Source organism: Xanthomonas sp. SHU 199 (genome assembly GCF_000364665.1).
GTDB classification, from domain to species: domain Bacteria; phylum Pseudomonadota; class Gammaproteobacteria; order Xanthomonadales; family Xanthomonadaceae; genus Xanthomonas_A; species Xanthomonas_A sontii.
Genome location: NZ_AQOI01000005.1, coordinates 1 through 20,441, shown reverse-complemented (window position 1 = coordinate 20,441; position 20,441 = coordinate 1). Strand labels below are relative to the sequence as shown.

The window sequence follows — 20,441 nt, the reverse complement described above, 5'->3', positions numbered from 1 at the left end:
CGATCGGGACATAGGCAGAGCCGGACTTCAGCACGGCCAGCAATGCGACCACCAGCTCCAGCGATCTGCCGTGGCACACCCCCACCATAGTGCGAGGACCTGCGCCTTGTTCGATCAGCCGGTCGGCGAGCAGGTTGGCCCTTCGGTTGAGTTCGGCATAAGTGAGCATGGAACGGCCGCACACCACGGCGGTGGCGCAGGGTGTGCGCTCCGTCTGCTCTTCAAAGAAGTCGTGGATGCAGGCATCCGGTCGCAACGCAAGGTCGGCGCCTTGCCAGGTGCTGAACTGATCCTGCCATTCCTCCGTGAGTAGGAGGCGGTATGCGGCAACCTGACGTCTGCCATCGGCAGCGACCTGGTGCAGAACGTGCACGAGCCTGTCGAGCACGGCCTGTGCGTCGGCTTCGCCGAAATGGCCGAGTGCATAGTCCAGATGCAGTCGCACGTCCTGGTTGCCGTAGTCGCACAGCACGAAGGTCAGTGGGACGCGCTCGTGCGAGTGCGATAGGTAGTGCGTCTCGACCTGCTCGCCATGGATCTGGAAATTGAAATCCAGCTTTTGATAGTTGAAGGCGATTTCGTATGGGAGATCGTCGCTGGTGCCGTGCTTGTCGCGAAGCGCCCTGACCAGGTCCCCGAGCGGGAAGCGGCCATGACGATGGTCCTGCCGCAGCACCGAGGCCACATACTCGACCAGTTGGATAAAGGCGATACAGGGATCCGGGGCGAACCGGTGCATGTTCACGTTGACGATGGAGCCGATGGTGTTCTTGTCGTCCGCGTTGCGTCGGTTGTGCACAGGCGAACCGATGACGAGATCGGTGCGCTGGTGCGACCTGGAAAAATACAGGCACAGCGCTGCATGCATCACCGCAACAAGATCTGCTTTTGCGTCGACTGCCAGTTTTCGTAGCGAGGTAAGCAATGCCGCATCCAGGACTGCGCTGACACGCCTGCTGCCAATCGCTGCCGGTGCATGCGAAACCGGGAACAAGGCTTCCCGTGTGCCGGTGTGGCGCGACAGCCAGTGTTCGCGGCTGCGCAGATACTGCGGGCTCCCGCGATAGCCGGATTGGCGCAGCATCTGATCGACGAAGGAGCAGGGTGGGCGGGTAGGGGCCACGTCGGCCCCCGCTCCTTCCGGCTCTGCGTACATCCCAAGAAGGCGGCGCATCTGCAGTGCGAATCCCCAGCCATCCATGATGAGGTGATGGGCCTTGGAGAAATACCAATGCTCGCCGGATGCCAGCCGCAGCAACGCATCTTCGAATACGTTCGATGCGATGTCGGTGAACGCCGTTGCCATGCGCTCTTCGATCCAGGCCAGCGCGGCCGCCGCGGTGGCAACTTCCACGAGGCGCAGTTCGGTCTGCCACACGTCGCTGAGAAACGGCGTGCAGCGGCCATCGCTTTCGCGAAAACGCAGGCGGTAAGCGTCATTATCCTGTAACAGACGGGTGCGTGCCTGTCGAAAGCGGTCAAGATCCAGTTCGCCGCGATAGACCTGATAGCCCCCGATGTTGTTTACCACCGTCCCGAAGAGCTGCCCCTCCAGGTGGATGTCCTGCTGCGCCGGTGTCAATTCCAGAGCCATGTGCTTTATCCAGTCGCTTCCATCGCCATAAGGTGATCGCGTGCGAGCGACGCGGCTCACGCCGCTGTCGTATTCTTGCCTTGCAGGTGGTGCCAGGTATGGATCGGATGCGCCTCTTGCGGATCAGAGAGTGACGTCGCTGATGACGACGCTTTGGTCGCCGTCCTGGTAAGGCACAGCGCTGTTGTCCCTGATACTCGCCAGCGCTCTAGCATGCTTGGCGAGTGGGGAGAATGTCTTGACCAGCACGGTGGATGGTTGCTTGCTGGTCATGGCGAGGGTGAACTGCATGCCGTTGCACGACCTGCCTCGGCAGTTGAGGACCTTGTAGTTGCCGTAGCTGGAGCGGCTGCCCGCGTAGTCCATCCGCTGGCCTCCCGTTTCGATCGAGTGCAGTCCCATCGCCTCCGGAAAAAACAGGCCGACGCGCCGTATCGAGGGGTCCGCGTCGATGCGAATGGTCGAAGTCCTTCCGGTCGCGGTCTGTTCTGTTCGCAGAACGGTCACGTTCGCCGGGCTCAGCGAAGCGGATGCGACGGGTGCGGCGAGATAGGTCTCGCCGGACTCCGGGAAGACGGGTGTCATGGACGCCCTGGTTCCCATCGCGCGCGCCACGGCGAGAGGCGGGTATGCGCTCGACGAGACGAGGTGGGCATCGCCGCCGGCGCCCTGTACGTAGAGGATGTTCACCGCCTGCGGTTGTTCCGTGTCATAGGCGGAGGCGTGCATCGAGAAGAAGGCGCTGCCGGCAACGACCAGCAGCATCGCGACGCCGCCGTAGCGCAGCGTCCTGCAGGGCGTGTCGGCCGGCATCGATGGCGCAAGGAACGAGGCGGCCAGGCCGATGAGCACGCCCATGCCGACAGCGCCGATCGCCTCATTGAACCCGAGCAGCATTTCGAACAGGAATGTCGCGTTCAGCAAGATCGCAAACGCCACCGATGCCGGCAGCAACAGAATCAGCGGCAAGGCGCTGCGTAATCGCGGGGCAACCAGGAGCAGCAGGCCCGCGGCGGATAGCGCCATGGAGGGAAGGATGAACAGGTAGCTGATGCCGGGCAGCAACAGGGCCGTCACCATGCCAGCCAACAGCCATGCGTATCCCACGCCGACCCAGATTCCCTCGGGGCTGCTCCAGCGCTTGAACGCGCGTTGCGCGGCCAATGTCGCCAACAGGACGCACGCCCATAGCAATATCCGGTTTGCCGTGGTGTCGCTGTGCCATGCGGGCTCCACTCCATTGGCCAGGGACAGGGCGGTCGTCAGCAGGTAGCCGACCAGGCCGCCCAGCACGGCGCAGACGACGACCAGCAGGAACCCTGTCAGGACGCTCGTCCCGACAATGGCCAGCCGTTGTCCCAGGCGCCAGTGGCACAGCGCGAAGATGCCGAGCAGTGCGATGGACAGAACGATGCCGGTGTTCACCGGCCATCCAACCACCCCAACTCCCAGGAGGTCGGTGTACACCCGGCGGCCCATCGCCTGCGGCGCGGGAATGTCGCGATCCAGCAGCGAGACCAGCAGGCCGTAGACGTGGTCGCCTTGTTGCTGAAGGCTGCCGCGATCCAGCGACTGCAGATTGTCGCGTGGCGTGTGGTAGTAAGCCATGTGATCGCCATAGGCGAAGTTGACCCCCTGCATGCCGTGCGACTTGAAGATCGTCAGGTCGGTGTCGTTGGGTAGAAGCGCATACGCCGTGTTGAGCAGGGAATTGGTCAGTGGCCGTGCGGAGCTGGCGGCGAACGCGTCGACCAGCCAGCCGCTGGTGCTGCCGGTCTCGAACAATGCGCTTTGTCCGGACGTGCCGCGTGCCTCGATGTTGATCGCCAATGCGAGACCTGTGGCGAGTGGGGACTGGGTGGCGAATCCGTGGGCACCCAGCAGTCCTGCTTCTTCGCCGTCGGTGAACAGGAAGCGAACGCTGTTTCTGCTGGCAGGACGTTGCGCAAGCATGCGCGCGGTCTCAAGCAGGATCGACACGCCCGCGCCGTCGTCGCTTGCGCCGGGGCCTGCATCGACTGAATCGTAATGTGCAGATAGCAGCAAGGTTTTGCCGGCAGCCGATCCCTTGCGCAACGCAGTGATGTTTTCCACCTTGGCGCAGACGTAGACCCGGAGCTTGCGGCAGGACGTGGCTTGTTGGACATCCGGCTGATAGCCGTACGCGCGCAGTGTGGCGAGGATTCGCTGGCGTACCTTGTCGTTCTCTTCGCTGTCGACAGGGTGTGGCAGCTGTTGCGGCAGGATATGTGTCAATACGTCGAACGCGCGATCGGCGGAAAAGCGATCCGTATCGCTTGCTGTGGCCGGGGAAACCGGCTCGAGGCGCCACTTGGTGAGCGCCGCGAAGGTAATGAAGAGGCTGACTGAAATAATGAATGTGATATTCGTTACTTTCCCAGTCCATTCGGGGTCTGCCTGAACATGAGGTCGCGTCAAGGCCATACTCCATGTAATGCAACGTAATGCAACGTGTTGCAGGAATTGCACTTTACACGCGTCTTCTTGGCTGCGTTGCAACATGCCGCAAGTGCGTTTTGTCTTGGCGGTGCTGCGGCAACTGGACGGTGGCAACAGGCGCGAACTCTATGCACTTCTACGTTTTTTTTGGTAGACAATTTCCAGTTCTGCTGATTTCCACGACACGTTACGTGTGGCTGCGCACTGTTCGCAAGTGGCAGGGAAATCGCAGTTGAAACGTCACATTTTCGGGTTAGAAGTATCTCCGTAAATCTATGCTGTATTGCGCGGCGCATCGCAGAATCTTCGTTGACAGTGCAAATCTGCCAAGAGTAGGATCGGCTCCGCACTGAGGAGGTCCAGGTTTTCAGTAGTGCATATTCGACGCATTCGTGCTGCTGCCGTAATCGCAGCGGCTTATCGGCAGAGATTGCAGCTTCCTTTGAGCATTTCTGTCTCGACGTCAACGGCCATTGATAGGCGGTGAGAAGAATGGAAAGTGCAGCTACGACGTTGTATTACTCCGCTCCTCTCACCCCAGGAGGGCGGGTGGACAACTGGCAGTGCGACGCGGCCACGCGTCCGCCGGAGGTCATTTGCAACTTCCTGACAGTCGGGGTCGAGTTGGGCGTAAACGACCTGCGAAGCGCGCCTGATCTGAGTCCGACCCTGGATGGCTGGGGTTTCCAGAAATTCGACGCCCCCACTGCGGTGGACCAAAAGGATTTTCTGGAGTACGGAAACGCGTCGATCGAGGCTTACATCGAGGAAACCAAGGATCTGCTGAAGAACCTGCTGGGCGCGGACGACGTCGTACATTTCGATACATGCATCCGCCAGAAAGATACGGAATCCGCGGTCAAGCTGGTTAACAATCCGTTCGTTGGGCCTTATCAGCGGGTGCACGTTGACCAGAACCCGACCAGCGCACAGGCGCGGCTCGATCATCATGCCAGCCACGCGCGCCATGTCAGCCGGTTTCAGATCATCAACGTCTGGCGTGCGTTCGTCGAACCGGTCAAGAACTTTCCGCTCGCGTTGCTCGACTACCGCACGGTGGATCCTGTGGAAGATCTGGTGGTGACGCGCAGGATTCTTCCGGAATGGATGCATGAGCGCTGGGTGCAGGACCGTGAAGGATTCTCGCTCAAGCATCGCGATGCGCATCGCTGGTATCACTGGAGCGGGTTGAGGCCGGAAGAAGTCATCCTGTTCAAATGCCACGACAGCGCCAGCAAGAGTTTGCTCGCGTCGCATGGACGTCTCTCGGCAGGAGCTGACATCGGCTTGCGCGATGTGGCTGGCGTGTGTCCGCATACCGCCTTCTTCAATGCGCAGGGACCGGCCACGGGTCACCTGCGCAGTTCTGCCGACCTGCGATTCCTGGTGCTTTACAACTAGAGCCGCAGCCTGGCGACGCCGATAGGCGGCTACCGTTTTCCATGTCCGTGTCACTGATCATGGCTTCAAGGAGATTGGCAATGACGAGCGAAGAGGAACAGATGGAATCGGTAGCAAAGCTGTACGCGAAGGCGACCGAGAACGATTGGCGCACGGTGCAGTCGTCTGCGCAGCAGGCGCAAGCCGAGCGGTCTATGGCTGCAGGCGAAGAGCCGGTCAGCGAGCAGGCGCCTGCTGAAGCGCCATCGTCGGCAAGTCCGATGACGACGGCCGAGACCGTCAAGCTGATGAATGTGGCCCGCTCGATTCTCGTGAACGAGAATGGTAGCGTCGGCTAGGCATGGATGTGCCACGAGCGTCGTAGTGCCGCCTTGGTCTTCAAGGCGGTTTGTTCTGCACGAGTCGCAGGGTGTGCTTCGCATGCGATGTCCCGGTGCGCTCGTCCTTTCCGGAGTGTCAGGTGACCCAGGGGAAAGGGGGCGTCCAGTTCATGCGGCACGGCAGCGATCTGCTTGATGCATCGCAGTCTGGCTCGATCCAGGCCTTGTATGCATTTCACAGTGCGCTTCTTCCTGGAACGATCGCTAACGCGCTCGAGACCCCTTTTTATCGTGCGCACTGGTCCGGCTGCTCGCTGCGGCATGTTGGCCGGGACAGCCTGGCGGAGTTGCCGCTGGTCGAGAAGGATCATATCCGTGCGGCCGGCGATGCCGCGCGAAATCGCGCAGGGGTCATCTGCGACGATATCTTCACTACAGGGACGACGGGAAACCCGCTGATCACGGTGCGCAGCGACCGCGAGCAGGCGTTCATTGCTGACTTCTTCGCGAGAGTGCTGCGCGACCGCGCGCCTGCTCCACTGTTGCGTGGGCTGGAGTTCAAGAATCCGTATCACGGCCACCTGGTCCGGGTGCCCGGGGCTGCCCATTATCACCGTGTCAGCGTGTTCGACGCGGGGAGTTTCGAGTATGGGCGGGCCACTCTCCTGCGCAGCCACAACGACGCCAACGTGGATGCACGCTGCTCGGTACTGATGGGGCTGGAACGCTGCTTGCGGGCGTTCACCCTGGACACGTTGCGAATCTACCCCGATGGGTTCCCAGCCACGGCACTGCGCCTGGTCGTCTCGTACTCGCAGTACCTGACGCAGGCCTGGCGCCGAAGGTTGCAGGAGGTCTGGAGGGCGCCGGTCGTCGATCGGTTCGGCGTCAGCGAGGTGTTTGGCGGCGCCAGCCAGTGCCTGGCCTGTGGCTGGTACCACTTTGAGCCGTTCGTTATCCCGGAGGTGATCGGGGCAGAAAGCGGCAACCCCATGTCCACTGGCCAGGGCCTGCTCGCCTTGACCGCCCTGTGTCCCTTTCAACAGGCGCAACCGCTGATCAGATACTTGACTGGAGACCTCGTCGACGTGACGCACGCCTCCTCGTGCCGTCCGGGGACGACGGCGATAAAGCCGCTGGGTCGCGCGCGATATGGCGTGCCGAAGCCTGGCAGTGATCGTTGGCTGGTCACTCCGGCGTCCGTGCTTGAGGCAGTGGACGAAGTGCCGGAGATCTTGCGTACTGAACGATTCGCCGGCATCGAGCAGGTGCGCGACCCGCGCGCGGTCGGTAACCCGAAATTTCGGACCCGTTGGTCACGGCGGGGCAGCGTGGTGGCGGTCAAGGTCGAAGTGGCGCTTTGCAATGGCCTGTCCGAACGCCGCCGCTTCGACATCCTTGCCGAACTCCGGCGTGAGATCCTGCGTCGCAACATGGCGTTGGTGGATGCGCTTCAAGATGACGCTGCTACGCTCGACGTCGAGGCATGCGACGGTATCGAGGAAGGCGATCTGATTGCGCAGGCGCACTCGGGTGGGGTATGGAGCGCAGCTTGAGGTCAGTCTGGCCGTACGACGTCTGGCATGGTGTTGCGGCGTATCGGCGCAGTTTCGGCAATGAACGAAGAGGGTGCGATGCGACAAGATGAGGCGGAGCCTTTATGTCTGCGTGGCGCATATACGTGGTACGAGCAGTGCGTGCAGGGATTTTTCGCGGAAGTGTTGGGCGCGCCGGTCGACCGGATAGATTGCGACAGCAGTTTCTTCGTCATGGGGGGCGGTCCTACGCAAGCGGCGCAGCTGGCAGGACGGATTGGGGCTGCGCTTGACATCGTCGTTCCGCTGCAGGCAATTCTCGATCAGTCCACAGTGCGGCACCTGGGGGTGTGGCTCGAAGAGCGCACAAAGCGGTTGCCGCGGGGTGAGCCATTGGCGCTCAGTCCAGAAGGTCGCAACCGTACGCTGGTGTGTATTCATCCTTCAAGCGGGTTCGGGCGGCCTTACAGGGTATTGCTGCCGCAGCTGGCAGCCGACATGTCGGTCTATGCCTTGGAGGCGAGGGGGATGCGCGACGACGAAGCTTTGCCTGCCACGCTTGACGAGATGTGTGCCGATTATATTGGGCAGATCCAGCGGTTCCAGACGCATGGCCCGTATCATCTGCTCGGTTGGTCTTTCGGAGCAATCCCGGCCCATGCCATTGCAGTCGCAATGCAGGAGCGCGGGCTGGAGGTGGCCAGTCTTGTCCTGATCGACGGATTTCCCTTTGACGGCGAACCATGGATCGAGCAGTTGGTTTCAGGTCATCGCGCGCATTGGAGTCAGGAGATACTGAGCTTCCGTGAAGTGCGCGATGCCTGCTCCGAGCGGCAGGCCGCCTTGCTCGATCGTCTCTGTGCGATCAAGAGAAACAACGTGCGCCTGCAGGCGTACAAGAATCGCACTGTCTTTGCTGGGGACGCACTTCTGGTCAGTTGCGCGGCCCATCCGTTTTCGTGGAACGAGTACGTGTCCGGAACACTGCAGGAGGTGAGTGTTCCATTCGGACACAATGTGCTGATGACGGAGGAGGCTGCCGCGTTCTATGGCCCCAGGATCGCCGATTACCTGAATCGCTCCATGCCTGGCGGCAAGTGGTCAGGCGCTTGATACGGTGTCTCGCAAAGCTTGCTGCGGCGCCACTGGGAGTGCCGCGCGTTCAGCCGGTGGTGTGCCGGCGGAACGTGTGGTCCAGTAGTGATCTTGCAGCATTGGGCCAGCGCTACTGGGGTGATCGGAGCATCTTTCCGGCGGGACGGACGACATACTCCCCGTCAGGATGGAACTTGACGGCCTTGAGGAATCGGATTCCCTGATACGCTTCTCTGCGATGGAGGAGCTGCATGTTGTCATAGAGCAATACGTCGCCCTGCTTCCAGGGATGCGAGTAGATGTTCTCTGGCTTCAGAATCTTCTCAAGAAGGTATGCGGCCTTCTTGTCGCTATCCGCGATGCTTTCGCCATCGGGTCCGATGAACTGGCGAGTGTTTTCGCTGACGTAGATGAACTCGCTGCCGGTGAATGGATTGGTTTCGACCACCGGATGCGCCACGATGCTTGCGGCTTGCCGAGTTGACCAGAGTTCGCGTAGTTCGGACAATTCGTTGGGATCGATATCGAGATTTTCCACCGCGGTCGTCGCAAAACTGGTGGCGCCCTCGTTCTCTGTAGGAATCAGGCAATACAGCATGGCGATCGATGCGGGGGCTTCCCTGAACTCCTGGTCGGAATGCCACACGTCCGTGGAGTCCGCTGCGAATCCGAGCGCAGCGCCATCGGGCTTCTTCAGGTTGGTGAGGTAGGCGATGCTATCGGATGGGCTGTTGAACGCCTTGGGAGGCGCCTCGATCTTGCCAGATCCAAGGCGTCGCGAAAAATGGATCAGGTGATGGTCCTCGAGGACTTGGTCGCGGAAGATGAGCAGGCCGTGCGTCGCAAGCAACTTTCGTAGTTCGACAATGTCCTGGTCGGACGCTGACTTTATGTTGTAGTGCCGCAATTCCTTGCCGTAACGCGCCTGTCCCGGCAGCGGGTCGCCGTGATGTCCTGGCACTTGGCGGTGCGAGATCTCTTCTACAGAAATATCAGAAAGCATTTGCAACCCTCCCTAGCTGGCGTTGTGATACTGCCTGTTACTGAGTGGTTCTCGCCTGAGGCGATTCGAGTGCTGTCCAGCAATGACGGAATCCGAACAGCGTCTCAGGAGCATCAGGAAAAGCTTGCTTCCCCAAAAAGCGCTTCGATACTAGCGGATGGCATCTCGGTAGTCGTTAAATCGCCCCAGATGTCTACGATCGCATGGCGGACAAGTTAATCGTCGACGCAAAGCCTCAATGACCAGGTTTGCCACGGAATGGGCACGTGCAGATGACGCACATTGCATGCGGATGTCGCAATCGCACTGGATGATGCTTGGGAAGCCGCTGGTGTGACGCTATCGGCGCATAGACGGGCGTGCTGAACGCAGCGCAGAAGCAATGTCGCGTCGTGCGAACACGATTTGGTTCTTGCGCGGTCCTGCGATGATCGATGTTGGTTGTCGGCAATCGGAAGCTGCTCCTATCTGCTGAACCAGGGACCCATCATCATGGATGTCGCTTGGTCGGTATGACCATCTCGGCAGGTTCCGCGGCAACGGACTCTCGCTGCCGCGAGTGGGTACGCCGATTGGTCGTCTGTAGATGATCGAGGTATCACGGATGGAGGGTTGACTCGGTCCGTTCCGGGTGTCTGGCGCTTGAAGAGGCCAATGCTGCTCGACTGCCGCGTGAGCGTTCTGGTGTCGACCGATGTGCGCTTGATCTGGCACCTTCGATGTACTTCAGTAACTTCCAAAAGGGAGGGGCACTCGCTTTCGATGAGAGCGGTACATGGCTCAGGTCGTTCTGGCAGGCGCTGACGGCTATCAGGAAGGGGATTGATTGGCAGGCTCTTGAAGTGAGAGGTCTGCACTTGCCTTACAGAAATCTGTTGGAAGGCGTACGTCGGCAGCTGTCCGCCGGGCTTGCCCGTCCCTGTTCGACATGGGGCGTGGCTGAAGCTTGTGTCCGCGTTTTGCTGACAAGAAAGAGCAGTCGAGGGTGAAGACTTTTGCGCGTAGATGCGTCGCCAGGGTGAAGGCTCTAGCGCCGTGATTTGCCCTTCTTGCGAACTCTCGAATGAGTCTGCATTACGGCTGGTGGACTCAGTCGAATTTTGCGGGCGCTCGCTGGGGTCACAGCAGCGTGAGGGGTCGTATCAAGCCAGGGTCGCCTATTTGCGTAAGCTTCGGAGGTGGAGGCAGGAAAGGACGCCTTTGGTTGCTTCGCTTGCGCGATTGATGCGTCTTAACGCCACGTAATACGCTGCATGCGAGAGTATGGTAACAGCTGCATCTGGTTGAGTTGATTGGCTTGATTGTGATTCACATCTTTATCGGGCATGCTCTCTGCTAGCCCGTATTCAGTGTCATCACGATATATCCGATTTTTTCATGGTCGATCTGAAAAGAGGTGCGCATGTTTCCGTTGGCAACATGGGTTGTGTGTATGAGTGGCGCTACTCCGCCAACTCGCGGGCAGTACGAAGTTACAAGGCCTGCGGCAGCGTTTCAATGTATGTCAGCCTCGATCAGCTAGGGCTTAGGCGAGATGTTGTCGGACCCAGTCGCGTTCAAATTGCGCAATCCTTCACATCGGTTTCGATACACACACGAGTCGGGCAGCGGCAAGCGGGTTCATGGTATCCCGGCATTCCATCGCCCTGCGCCTCGCCAAATTGGTGTGGCGATATCGTTTGCTCAGTACTGTCGATTTTCGTATTTGCGCCTATCAGGCAGCTCTGGGAACCTGTGCCAATCCTGAGGCTCCACGGAGCTATGCGATGGCGGCTGCTTGCTTTGCTAGGCGTAAGCCGCTTTTCGAAGCTCCCCAGCCATGCAAGGCAGGGGAGCACGAAAACCTGAAACTCAGCCGCGCGCGTGGTCGCGCGCCTTGCCGACTTCGCTCTGTACCTTGCCGGCGTTCTTCTGCATCTTGCCTTCGACTTCCTTCAGCTTGTTGCCGGTGACCTTGCCGGTGACTTCCTTGATGGTGCCCTTGATCTGGTTCTTGGCGCCTTCGGTGCGATTCTTGTCCATCGTTGACTCCGCAGTAGGGATGCCCTCAAGTGGGCATCGCCAAACTGCGCGCAGGCCGGTGGCGTGCAAGTGAAATTGAGCGGACGTGCGCTCCATCATTTAGGCAGCGGACGGGTTGGGTGCCGAGGTCTGTAGCGGCGACCGCGCGCGTCACGGTGCCCTGTCCGGGCTTTCGTGCTCGGTGCTTTCATCGCGGGAATACGAGCACGGCGACATATCCTTTAATCTGCCTGCTGGCGGCGACGGCGTGGTCCGCATAGGTGTGCCGAGTGGCGACCCTCGACTGCGCTGCGCGCTCAGTACCAGCCCAGATACAGGGTAGTCACGCCCCAGGTGTCGATCAGACCATGCGCGAGGATCATCGCCCATAGGTTGCGTCTGGAGCGCAGATAGGCATATCCGAACATCGTGCCGACCACGCCGGTCAGCAGGATGCCGGACGCGCCCTGCGCGGCGTGCATCAGGCCGAACACTACGCCACCGGCCAGCGCGGCGATCCAGCGGCCGCCGCGCAGACGCCCCAGCAGCGCATCGAGCTGGTGCATGAGGAAGGCGCGGAACACCAGTTCTTCGCCAAGCGCCGCGCTCAGCCACGCCGCGCCGATCAGATGGGTCGTCGCCTGGATGTTGCCCTTAAGCGCGCCGTAGGCGCTGTAGTCGGGCTTGTGTCCGGTGATGGTGTCGATCAGCGGTTGCAGCACCGGTGTGATGAAGCCGACGGTCAACAACACGAGCAACGCTGTCCAGCCGGTCACGGACGCCAGGCGTGGGCGTGCGACGCCGCACGCCGAGGAGGAACGCGTCTCGACCCAGACCAAACAAAGACCGAGCAGGCCGACCACGGGCATGCGCCACGGAAACGGGAGCCATGCATAGGACGCTAGCGCGAGGATCGCGGCGCTGAGCGCGATGCGCAGCAGCGGGTGACGCATGAAGGAGGTGTTGGACGTCGCGTGGGTGTTGCCTTGCGCGGAGTGCTGCATGCCTGGCCTGGAAGGAAGCGGGCATTCAGCCTAGCGAGCATGCGCCATCGAGCACTGTGCCAAAGGCCATGTAGACCAATGCAATGCGGCGAGTCGTAGAGAGCGTGCAGATGCAAACATTCCGCGTCTCGCCAGCGACCAGTGCTGGCGAGGCAATGCAGGCGCGGACGCGTCAGTCCGCGCGCAATCCGAAGTGGCGAGTGGCGACTATGCGCCCGCCGTCTGGCACTCGAACACGCTGACGCTGCGCGGCGGCGCCAGGAACTCGCTGGCGCCGGTCGGCATGCTGTCGACCTGCAGCGCGTCGTCGGTGGACAGCACCAGCTTCCAATGCAATTCCTCTTCCGAGGACGGCAGCACGAAGCTCACGCCCTCGTGGTAGGCGTTGATGACGATCAGCAAGGTGTCGTCGTTGGCCAGCTCCCTGACGCCGGACGTTTGCGCCTTGCCTTCCAGCAGCAGGCCGACCGAGCGTGCGCCGGCATCGGTCCAGTGCGCATCGTCCATCTCGGTGCCGCCGGGGTTGAGCCAGGTGAGGTCGCGAACGCCGGCTTCTTCGTTGTACTGGCCGTTGAGGAAGCGGCCACGGGTCAGGATCGGGTAGCGCTGGCGCAGCGCGCTCAGCGCCTTGACGAAGGCGGTCAGGCGGCCCTCGGTGGGGTCGCGCTCCCAGTCGATCCAGGTGATCTCGTTGTCCTGGCAGTAGGCGTTGTTGTTGCCGCCCTGGGTTTGCGCGCGTTCGTCGCCGGCGAGCAGCATCGGCGTGCCCTGCGCGAGTAGCAGCGTGGCCAGCAGATTCTTCATCTGCCGCTCGCGCAGTTGTAAGATACCGGCGTCGTTGGTCTCGCCTTCGGCGCCGTAGTTGCAGGAGCTGTCGTGGTCCGAGCCGTCGCGATTGTCCTCGCCATTGGCGTCGTTGTGCTTGCCGTTGTAGCTGACCAAGTCGTGCAGGGTGAAGCCGTCGTGCGCGGTGATGAAGTTCACCGAGGCCCACGGCCGGCGCCCGCGCCGGTCGAACAGATCGGCCGAGCCGGTGAAGCGGGTGGCGAACTCGGCGAGCTTGCCCTCGTCGCCCTTCCAGAACGCGCGGGCGTTGTCGCGGAACTTGTCGTTCCACTCCGACCAGCCGGGCGGGAAGTGGCCGACCTGGTAGCCGCCGGGGCCGCAGTCCCAGGGTTCGGCGATCAGCTTGACCTGCGACAGCAGCGGATCCTGGTTGCAGGCGTCGAGGAAGCCGCCGCGCTGGTCGAAGCCGGTCGGCTCGCGGCCGAGGATGGTGGCCAGGTCGAACCGGAAACCGTCCACGTGCATCTCGCCGGCCCAGTAGCGCAGCGAGTCGTTGACGAACTGGATCACCCGCGAGTTGCTCAGGTTGAGCGTATTGCCGGTGCCGGTGTCGTTGATGTAGTAGCGCTTGTCCTCGGCCAGGCGGTAGTAGCTCGCGTTGTCGATGCCACGGAAGGACAGGGTGGGGCCCAACTCGCTGCCTTCGGCGGTGTGGTTGTAGACGACGTCGAGGATGACCTCCAGGCCCTGGCGATGCATGGCCTTGACCATGTCGCGGAACTCGTCGCGGTGGCCGCTGGCCAGGTAGCGCGACTTGATCGCGAAGAAGCCGAGCGTGTTGTAGCCCCAGTAGTTGCGCAGATCCTTGTCGAGCAGGTGTTGGTCGTCGAGGTAAGCGTGGACCGGCAGCAGTTCCACCGCGCTGACGCCCAGTTCCTTGATGTAGCGCAGCACCGGCTCCTGGGCCAGCCCGGCGCAGGTGCCGCGCAGCTCGTCCGGCACCTGCGGGTGGCGCATGGTGTAGCCGCGCACGTGGGTCTCGTAGACCAGGGTCTCGCTCCACGGCGTCATCAGGCGCTGGTCGTCCTCCCAGTCGTAGGTGTCCTCGACCACGACGCACTTGGGCATGAACGGCGCACTGTCGCGCTCGTCGAAACTGAGGTCGCCGTCCGGGTGGCCGACCGTGTAGCCGTACAGTTCGTCGGCCCAGATCAGGTCGCCCTCGAGTTCGCGCGCGTACGGGTCCAGCAGCAGCTTGTTGGGATTGAAGCGGTGGCCTTCGCTGGGTTCATAGGGGCCGTGCACGCGATAGCCGTAGCGCTGGCCGGGCTTCACGTCGGGCAGGTAGCCGTGCCAGATTTCGTTGGTGTATTCGGGCAGGTCCAGGCGCGTTTCGGTGCCGGCCTCGTCGAACAGGCAAAGTTCCACGCGCGTGGCGTGCGCCGAGAACAGCGCGAAGTTGGTGCCCTGGCCGTCGAACACGGCGCCGCGGGGGAAGGGGCGCCCTTCGCGGATGCGCGAGGGGGTGGCATAGGCGGCGCTGGTCGGGTGGCGCATCGGCAGGCTCTCGGCCGGCACGCCGGCAGTAGGGGAGGGAGAGCGGAAGCATTGACGCGGAGGCCGTGCAGGACGCGTTACGGGGTGCCGAGGATGGCGTGAGGATGCGGGCATTGCCGCGAATGCAGCGACCCACGCAGCGACGCCGTGGCGCCGCTGCGTGGGCGGATTTCGCGAGACCGTCGCGGCCCGGTCCAGTGGGCCGCGGGCGCGACCTGGCCTGACCTGCTCAGCGCGGCAGGTCGAACAGCAGGAACTCGCTGTCCTGGGCATCGGCGAACTGCAGGCTGGCCTCGTCGATCGCCTGGACCGCGTCGCCGGCCTGCAGGGTCTGGCCGTTGACGCTCAGCGTGCCGCGCACCACCTGCACATAGGCGCCGCGCCCGGCCGCCAGCGGGTAGTCCAGGCGCGCGTCGCCGTCGAGGATCGAGGCGTAGATGCGCGCGTCCTGGTGGATGCGCACCGCGCCGTCCTCGCCCTGCGGGGCGGCGATCAGGCGCAGTTGGCCGCGCTTGCTGTCGGGGGCGAAGTGCTTCTCCTCGTAGCCCGGATCGATCCCGGCGCGCTCGGGCATCACCCAGATCTGCAGGAAGTGCACCGGCTCACTGGCGGAGTGGTTGAACTCGCTGTGGGTGACGCCGGAGCCGGCGCTCATGCGCTGCACGTCGCCGTAACGCAGCACCGAACCGTTGCCCATGCTGTCCTTGTGCTCCAGCGCGCCCTCGACCACGTAGGACAGGATCTCCATGTCGCGATGGGCGTGGGTGCCGAAGCCCTGGCCCGGCTGCACGCGGTCCTCGTTGATCACCCGCAGCGGCCCGAAGCCCATGTGGCGTGGGTCGTGGTAGTGGCCGAAGGAGAAGGTGTGGCGCGAGGACAGCCAGCCGTGTTCGGCGCGGCCACGGGTGTTGGCGGGGCGGATCTGCAGCATGGGAGGCTCCTTGGTGGCGTTGATGTGCAAGTGGATCGAAAGCGCCGGTCGGCATGATTTCGCGAGAGCTCGGGCTTGGAAACAAGTATCGGTGCTGTCGCTGGGTTTGAAAAACGGATAGATTCGGCATCCATCATCGAAAAATTCGAATGCTCAAGCTCAGCCTCGATGCCCTGCAGATCCTCGATGCCATCGACCGTCGCGGCTCGTTCTCGGCCGCCGGCAAGGCGCTGCACAAGGTGCCGTCGACCATCTCCTACACCGTCGCCAAGCTGGAGGAGGACCTGGGCGTGCAACTGTTCGAGCGGATCGGGCCGAAGGCGGTGCCGACCGCCGCGGGGGCCGAACTGCTGCGCGAAGGCCGTCACCTGCTGCGCGCCGCTGGCGACCTGGAGCTGCGCGTGCGCCGCGTGGCCTCCGGCTGGGAGACCGAGTTCGCGCTGGGCCTGGATGCGGTGTTCGCGCCGGAATGCCTGGCGCAGGACATGGCGGCGTTCTATGCGGTTGCCGACCAGACCCGGCTGCGGGTGGTGCAGGAATCGCTGTCCGGCACCTGGGAGGCGCTGCTGGACCGGCGGGTGGATCTGCTGGTCGGGGCGGCCGGCGAAGGGCCCAGCGGCGGCGGCTACGTGACCGAGCCGCTGGGCACGCTGCCGTTCGTGTTCGCGGTCGCGTCCAGTCACCCGCTGGCGCAGGCGCCGGAACCGCTCAGCCGCAGCCAGCTGAGCGCACATCGCGCGATCGCGGTGGCGGACTCGGCGCGGCGTTTGCTGCCGCGCACGGTCGGGCTGCTGTTCGGCCAGGACGCGCTGACCGTGCCGGACATGCGCAGCAAGTACCGGCTGCAACTGGCCGGGCTCGGCTTCGGTTTCCTGCCCGAGCCCTATGCGCGCGCGGCGCTGGCGCGCGGCACGCTGGTGCGCAAGACGGTGGAGGAGCCGAAGCCGGACGAGGTGTTCCAGCTGGCCTGGCGCAGCGGCGAGGAGGGCGCGGCGCTGGCCTGGTGGCGCGCGCGCATGCGCCAGCCGGGCGTGTTCGCGGCATGGCTGGCGCAGATGGCGGCGCGGCTGGACGAGGGCGTGTGAGGCACGTTGGACACCGGCAATACGTGCAGCAGGGCGACGATGGATGGGTCTGTTCCGCCGGTGATGCCCTGCTGCCCGCGCGCGCGGTGGGCGACGGGAGGATAATGCGCGGCATCTTCTTCTTTCCGCCCGCCACGCCATGCAGGACCTGATTGCGCGCTATGGACTGGGGCTGGTCTTCGTCAACGTCCTGGCCTTGTCGCTGGGCCTGCCGGTGCCGGCGCTGCCCACGTTGATCCTGGTCGGGGCGACCTATGCGCTGCTCGATGGCGCGGCGATGTGGAGTGCGTTGCTGGGCGCCTTGTCGGTGTCGATCGTGGCCAGCTTGCTCGGCGATCTGCTGTGGTTCGGCGCCGGCCGTCGCTACGGCAATCGCACGCTGCAGTCGCTGTGCCGGCTGTCGCTGTCGCGCGACACCTGCATGAAGCGCACCGAGCGCTTCTACGCGCGCTGGGGTGTGCGCGTGCTGGCGGTGGCCAAGTTCGTGCCCGGCCTGTCGATGGTGTCGGTGCCGATGGCCGGCGCGATGCGCGTGCGTCCGACGGCCTTCCTGCGCTACGACGCGCTGGGCGCGGCCTTGTGGGCGGGCGTCGGGTTGTTGCTGGGCCTGTGCTTCGCCGACCAGGTGCAGGACTTGCTGGATTGGCTGAGCCTGCTCGGCAGGCGCGCGGCGCTGCTGCTGGCCGGCCTGCTGGCGCTGTACGTCGGCTACCGCGCCTGGCGCCGGCACTCGCTGCGCAAGGCGATGGAGATGCAGCGTATCGACGTCGACGAACTGCACGCGCTGCTGCAGGGCGAGGCGCCGCCGCTGCTGCTGGACATTCGCGCTCCCGGCTACCGCACGCTGGAGCCGTTCGCCATTCCCGGCGCGCTGGAAGTGGACGATCGCCAGGTCGACGCGCTCGTCGCGCGCTTGCCGCGCGACCGCAGGATCGTCATCTACTGCGCCTGCCCGAACGAGGTGTCGGCCGCGATCCTAGCCAAGCGTCTGCGCCAGCACGCATTCGAAGGCGTGCTGCCGCTGCGGGGCGGGCTGGATGCGTGGCGTGCGGCGGGCCATCCGCTGGTCGCGCTGGACGCTGCGGCTGCCGTGGCGCCGCCGCCGAAGGGCGACACGATCGCGGCGTGAGTCGGTGTGGCGAAGGCGTCATGCGTGCCGATGGCGCCTGCGATGCACAGCCGTGCGTGCGTAGGCGGGTGCGTTGTCCGCAGGCGCGTGCGGGCGGCTGTGTGAGGTGGACAAGTTGCGCGGTCATGCGTTTGATCCTCTTGCCTGTGCCGTCTGTGCCTCGCTGATGCGGCGACCTGCTGCAATGGGCGAGGTTCGCGTCGTGACGTTCACTTGCCGTTCCTCGCCTTGCGGTTGGATGCGCAGATGATGAATCGACAGAACGAATCGACAGCACGACCGGCGCGGCCAGCGTGTGTCTGCGGCGACGACCTCGCAGGGCGTGCGCCGAAGCGACTCCTCATCCTCACCCTCATCCTTGGAGACAGCCATGCACATCGATCTATCCGGTAAAACCGCCCTCGTCACCGGCTCCACCGCCGGCATCGGTTTCGGCATCGCCAAGGGCCTGGCCGCGGCGGGCGCCGAGGTCGCGCTGAACGGCCGCGATCAGGCCCGCACCGAGGCCGCTGTGGCTACCCTCAAGCGCGACCTCGCCAATGCCCGCGTGCGGGCCGTAGTGGGCGACGTGGCGACCGCGGCCGGCTGCGAGTCGATCGTCGCGGCGCTTCCCGCGGTCGACATCCTGGTCAACAACGCCGGCATCTTCGGCATGCAGGACTTCTTCGACACGCCCGACGCGGAATGGGAGCGCTTCCTGGCGGTGAACGTGCTGTCCGGCGTACGGCTTTCCCGCGCGTATCTGCCGGCGATGGCGGAGAAGGGCTGGGGGCGTGTGCTCTTCGTCTCGTCGGAGTCCGGGCTCAACATCCCGGTCGAGATGATTCACTACGGCGTGACCAAGACCGCCGATCTCGCCCTGTCGCGCGGGCTGGCCAAGCGCATGGCCGGCACCGGCGTCACCGTGAATGCCATCCTGCCCGGGCCGACGCTGACGGAAGGCGTCGCCGCCATGTTGTCCGACCAGGTGCAACAGTCCGGCAAGCCGCTGGACGAGGTGGCTGCCGACTTCGTCAAGGCGCATCGCGCCAGCTCGATCATCCGCCGCGCCGCGACGGTGGAAGAGGTCGCCAATCTCTGCGTCTACGTCGCCTCGCCGCAAGCGTCCGCGACCACCGGTGCGGCGCTGCGCGTCGATGGCGGCGTGGTGGATACCATCGCCTGAGCCGGGCAGGGGTCTCTGTGTTCGCGTACGCGAGGCCGAGGCGGCGCGCGCCGCCGCCGCCTCGCAATGTCTGGCGGATCGCCGGCGCTGGAGTTGAAGTGCCGATGCGCGAGGCGGTGCCGTGATCGGCACATCTTCCGTGTGCGCACGCGTCACTCGTCGTTGCGCGCGTCGTGCAATCGGAATCGCGCAGGCAAAAAAAACGACAAGCGCTGGCTTGTCGTTTTTGATCTGACTGGTGCGCCCGGAGAGATTCGAACTCCCGACCGCCTGGTTCGTAGCCAGGTACTCTATCCAACTGAGCTACGGGCGCGTTGTCAGGCGCGGGATTATTCACGAGTTGCGGCGATTCGTCTACACCTGCGTGTCGACGGCATGACGAATCGCGAACGAGTGCGCTCCCGGAGCGGTCTCGATGCGATCGCATCGCCGCGGCAGGGCAAAAAAAAACGACAAGCGGTGGCTTGTCGTTTTTCATCTGACTGGTGCGCCCGGAGAGATTCGAACTCCCGACCGCCTGGTTCGTAGCCAGGTACTCTATCCAACTGAGCTACGGGCGCGTCGTCAGGAGCGGAATTATGCGGGAGTCGATCGGGCCCGTCAATGCTCTTTCCGAAAAATTTCACCGATCCCCGGCCAGCAACGCCGCGGCCACCGCCGCAGGCCGCTTCATCCAGGCGAAATGGTCGGCGGCCACGCCCAGTTGCGTGGCGTCCAGGCAGCGGATCCGCGGCGCCGGCGTGGCCAGCTTGTCCAGCAGACCGCGCAGCGAACTCTCCGGCGCCAGCCAGTCGTCCTGCAGCACCACGCCACGCGCCGGCAGCGTCAGATGCGCCAGTTGCGCCTCCAGGTCGATCGCCAGGCCGGCCGCGGCGTAGCGGCCGCTCCGGCCGACGCGCGCCCAATCGGCGATCAGGCCGCGCGCTTCGGTGCCGCCGAAGCCCAGGCGGCGACCATGCAGCACGCCTTGCCGCTGCGCCAGCCATGGCAGCAGACGGTACGCCAGCGGCAGCAGATAGCCACGCGGCGCGGGAAAACGGCGCCAGTACGGCGTGCCGCTGGCGACCAGCCACAGCGCGGCGAAGGCCTGCGGCTGCAGGCTGGCGTGGCAGCAGGCGAGCTGTCCGCCAAGGCTGTGGCCGCCGACGATCAGCGGCGCCGCGATCCCGCACCCTGCGATCGCCGCCTGGCTGGCGGGCAGGTCCAGTTGCAGCAGGGCGCGATAGCCCCAGTCGCATTGCTGCGACGGCCGCAGCGTGCTGCTGCCGTTGCCGCGCCATTCGTGCAGGAACACCGCGACGCCGTGCGCGGCCAGCGCTTCGGCGAACGGCAGGTAGTGGCGCGCGGCCACGCCCAGCGCCGGCAGCCACAGCAA

The 20,441-nt window shown here is 63.8% G+C and carries 15 protein-coding genes and 2 tRNA genes; 7 read left to right on the top strand and 10 right to left on the bottom strand.

Annotated elements, in window-relative coordinates; translation table 11 throughout:
• Both D183_RS0100210 and D183_RS0100205 read right to left on the bottom strand, forming a co-directional pair.
• On the bottom strand, positions 1–1,594 hold a 1,594-nt coding region (locus D183_RS0100210; protein WP_026144053.1), incomplete at its 3' end, for a condensation domain-containing protein.
• Positions 1,595–1,717: 123 nt separating this feature from the next.
• Entirely contained in the window at positions 1,718–4,033 is a 2,316-nt protein-coding gene (locus tag D183_RS0100205; protein ID WP_157835125.1) for a M28 family peptidase, read from the bottom strand.
• 513 nt (positions 4,034–4,546) lie between these two features.
• Here D183_RS0100205 and D183_RS0100200 point away from each other — a divergent pair.
• From D183_RS0100200 to D183_RS0100185, 4 genes are all read left to right on the top strand, one after another.
• The gene (locus D183_RS0100200; RefSeq protein ID WP_026144052.1) at positions 4,547–5,455 is read left to right on the top strand and encodes a CmcJ/NvfI family oxidoreductase; all 909 of its coding nucleotides are present in this window, start codon (positions 4,547–4,549) and stop codon (positions 5,453–5,455) included.
• Between the two features lie 80 nt (positions 5,456–5,535).
• Positions 5,536–5,793 (top strand): hypothetical protein, encoded by a 258-nt coding sequence (locus D183_RS0100195; protein WP_017907204.1) that lies wholly within the window; start codon positions 5,536–5,538, stop codon positions 5,791–5,793.
• A gap of 122 nt (positions 5,794–5,915) precedes the next feature.
• Positions 5,916–7,331: a hypothetical protein gene (locus D183_RS0100190; RefSeq protein WP_017907203.1), complete on the top strand. Its 1,416-nt coding sequence runs from the start codon at positions 5,916–5,918 to the stop codon at positions 7,329–7,331.
• Positions 7,332–7,391: 60 nt separating this feature from the next.
• Positions 7,392–8,423 carry an alpha/beta fold hydrolase gene (locus D183_RS0100185; protein ID WP_017907202.1) on the top strand — a complete coding sequence of 344 codons (1,032 nt, stop codon included), beginning with the start codon at positions 7,392–7,394 and terminating at the stop codon, positions 8,421–8,423.
• Between the two features lie 112 nt (positions 8,424–8,535).
• Here D183_RS0100185 and D183_RS23655 read toward each other — a convergent pair whose 3' ends face one another.
• The 5 genes from D183_RS23655 to D183_RS0100160 form a co-directional block, all read right to left on the bottom strand.
• Positions 8,536–9,408, bottom strand: coding sequence for a TauD/TfdA dioxygenase family protein (locus tag D183_RS23655; protein ID WP_081613213.1), 873 nt, complete (start codon positions 9,406–9,408; stop codon positions 8,536–8,538).
• A gap of 1,851 nt (positions 9,409–11,259) precedes the next feature.
• The gene (locus tag D183_RS26075) at positions 11,260–11,430 is read right to left on the bottom strand and encodes a CsbD family protein (protein ID WP_017907200.1); all 171 of its coding nucleotides are present in this window, start codon (positions 11,428–11,430) and stop codon (positions 11,260–11,262) included.
• A gap of 296 nt (positions 11,431–11,726) precedes the next feature.
• Positions 11,727–12,278, bottom strand: a complete 552-nt coding sequence (locus D183_RS23650; RefSeq protein WP_026144051.1) for a CPBP family intramembrane glutamic endopeptidase — start codon at positions 12,276–12,278, stop codon at positions 11,727–11,729.
• Between the two features lie 342 nt (positions 12,279–12,620).
• Positions 12,621–14,756: a glycogen debranching protein GlgX gene (gene glgX, locus D183_RS0100165; RefSeq protein WP_026144050.1), complete on the bottom strand. Its 2,136-nt coding sequence runs from the start codon at positions 14,754–14,756 to the stop codon at positions 12,621–12,623.
• Positions 14,757–14,985: 229 nt separating this feature from the next.
• Positions 14,986–15,687, bottom strand: a complete 702-nt coding sequence (locus tag D183_RS0100160) for a pirin family protein (protein ID WP_010343924.1) — start codon at positions 15,685–15,687, stop codon at positions 14,986–14,988.
• Positions 15,688–15,836: 149 nt separating this feature from the next.
• Here D183_RS0100160 and D183_RS0100155 point away from each other — a divergent pair, with 149 nt between their 5' ends.
• From D183_RS0100155 to D183_RS0100145, 3 genes are all read left to right on the top strand, one after another.
• A complete protein-coding gene (locus tag D183_RS0100155) occupies positions 15,837–16,772 on the top strand; it encodes a LysR substrate-binding domain-containing protein (RefSeq protein WP_017907196.1) in 936 nt (311 codons plus the stop codon).
• A gap of 139 nt (positions 16,773–16,911) precedes the next feature.
• Complete coding sequence (locus tag D183_RS0100150; protein ID WP_017907195.1) at positions 16,912–17,901, top strand: DedA family protein/thiosulfate sulfurtransferase GlpE; 990 nt, start codon at positions 16,912–16,914, stop codon at positions 17,899–17,901.
• Positions 17,902–18,271: 370 nt separating this feature from the next.
• Positions 18,272–19,066 carry an SDR family NAD(P)-dependent oxidoreductase gene (locus D183_RS0100145; protein ID WP_017907194.1) on the top strand — a complete coding sequence of 265 codons (795 nt, stop codon included), beginning with the start codon at positions 18,272–18,274 and terminating at the stop codon, positions 19,064–19,066.
• A 236-nt stretch (positions 19,067–19,302) separates the two neighbouring features.
• Here the strand turns inward: D183_RS0100145 and D183_RS0100140 are convergent.
• The 3 genes from D183_RS0100140 to D183_RS0100130 all read right to left on the bottom strand — a co-directional run.
• Positions 19,303–19,379, bottom strand: a tRNA-Arg gene (locus D183_RS0100140).
• Positions 19,380–19,549: 170 nt separating this feature from the next.
• Positions 19,550–19,626, bottom strand: a tRNA-Arg gene (locus D183_RS0100135).
• Between the two features lie 62 nt (positions 19,627–19,688).
• Positions 19,689–20,441: alpha/beta hydrolase family protein (locus D183_RS0100130; protein ID WP_017907193.1), on the bottom strand; the 753-nt coding region annotated here is incomplete at its 5' end.

What these genes read in the sequence shown, in the direction of transcription:
- D183_RS0100200 (WP_026144052.1), top strand. Translation starts at nt 4,547, where the DNA reads ATGGAAAGTGCAGCTACGACGTTGTATTACTCCGCTCCTCTCACCCCA.
- D183_RS0100195 (WP_017907204.1), top strand. Translation starts at nt 5,536, where the DNA reads ATGACGAGCGAAGAGGAACAGATGGAATCGGTAGCAAAGCTGTACGCG.
- D183_RS0100185 (WP_017907202.1), top strand. Translation starts at nt 7,392, where the DNA reads ATGAACGAAGAGGGTGCGATGCGACAAGATGAGGCGGAGCCTTTATGT.
- D183_RS23655 (WP_081613213.1), bottom strand. Translation starts at nt 9,408, where the DNA reads ATGCTTTCTGATATTTCTGTAGAAGAGATCTCGCACCGCCAAGTGCCA.
- D183_RS26075 (WP_017907200.1), bottom strand. Translation starts at nt 11,430, where the DNA reads ATGGACAAGAATCGCACCGAAGGCGCCAAGAACCAGATCAAGGGCACC.
- D183_RS23650 (WP_026144051.1), bottom strand. Translation starts at nt 12,278, where the DNA reads ATGCCCGTGGTCGGCCTGCTCGGTCTTTGTTTGGTCTGGGTCGAGACG.
- glgX (WP_026144050.1), bottom strand. Translation starts at nt 14,756, where the DNA reads ATGCGCCACCCGACCAGCGCCGCCTATGCCACCCCCTCGCGCATCCGC.
- D183_RS0100160 (WP_010343924.1), bottom strand. Translation starts at nt 15,687, where the DNA reads ATGCTGCAGATCCGCCCCGCCAACACCCGTGGCCGCGCCGAACACGGC.
- D183_RS0100155 (WP_017907196.1), top strand. Translation starts at nt 15,837, where the DNA reads ATGCTCAAGCTCAGCCTCGATGCCCTGCAGATCCTCGATGCCATCGAC.
- D183_RS0100150 (WP_017907195.1), top strand. Translation starts at nt 16,912, where the DNA reads ATGCAGGACCTGATTGCGCGCTATGGACTGGGGCTGGTCTTCGTCAAC.
- D183_RS0100145 (WP_017907194.1), top strand. Translation starts at nt 18,272, where the DNA reads ATGCACATCGATCTATCCGGTAAAACCGCCCTCGTCACCGGCTCCACC.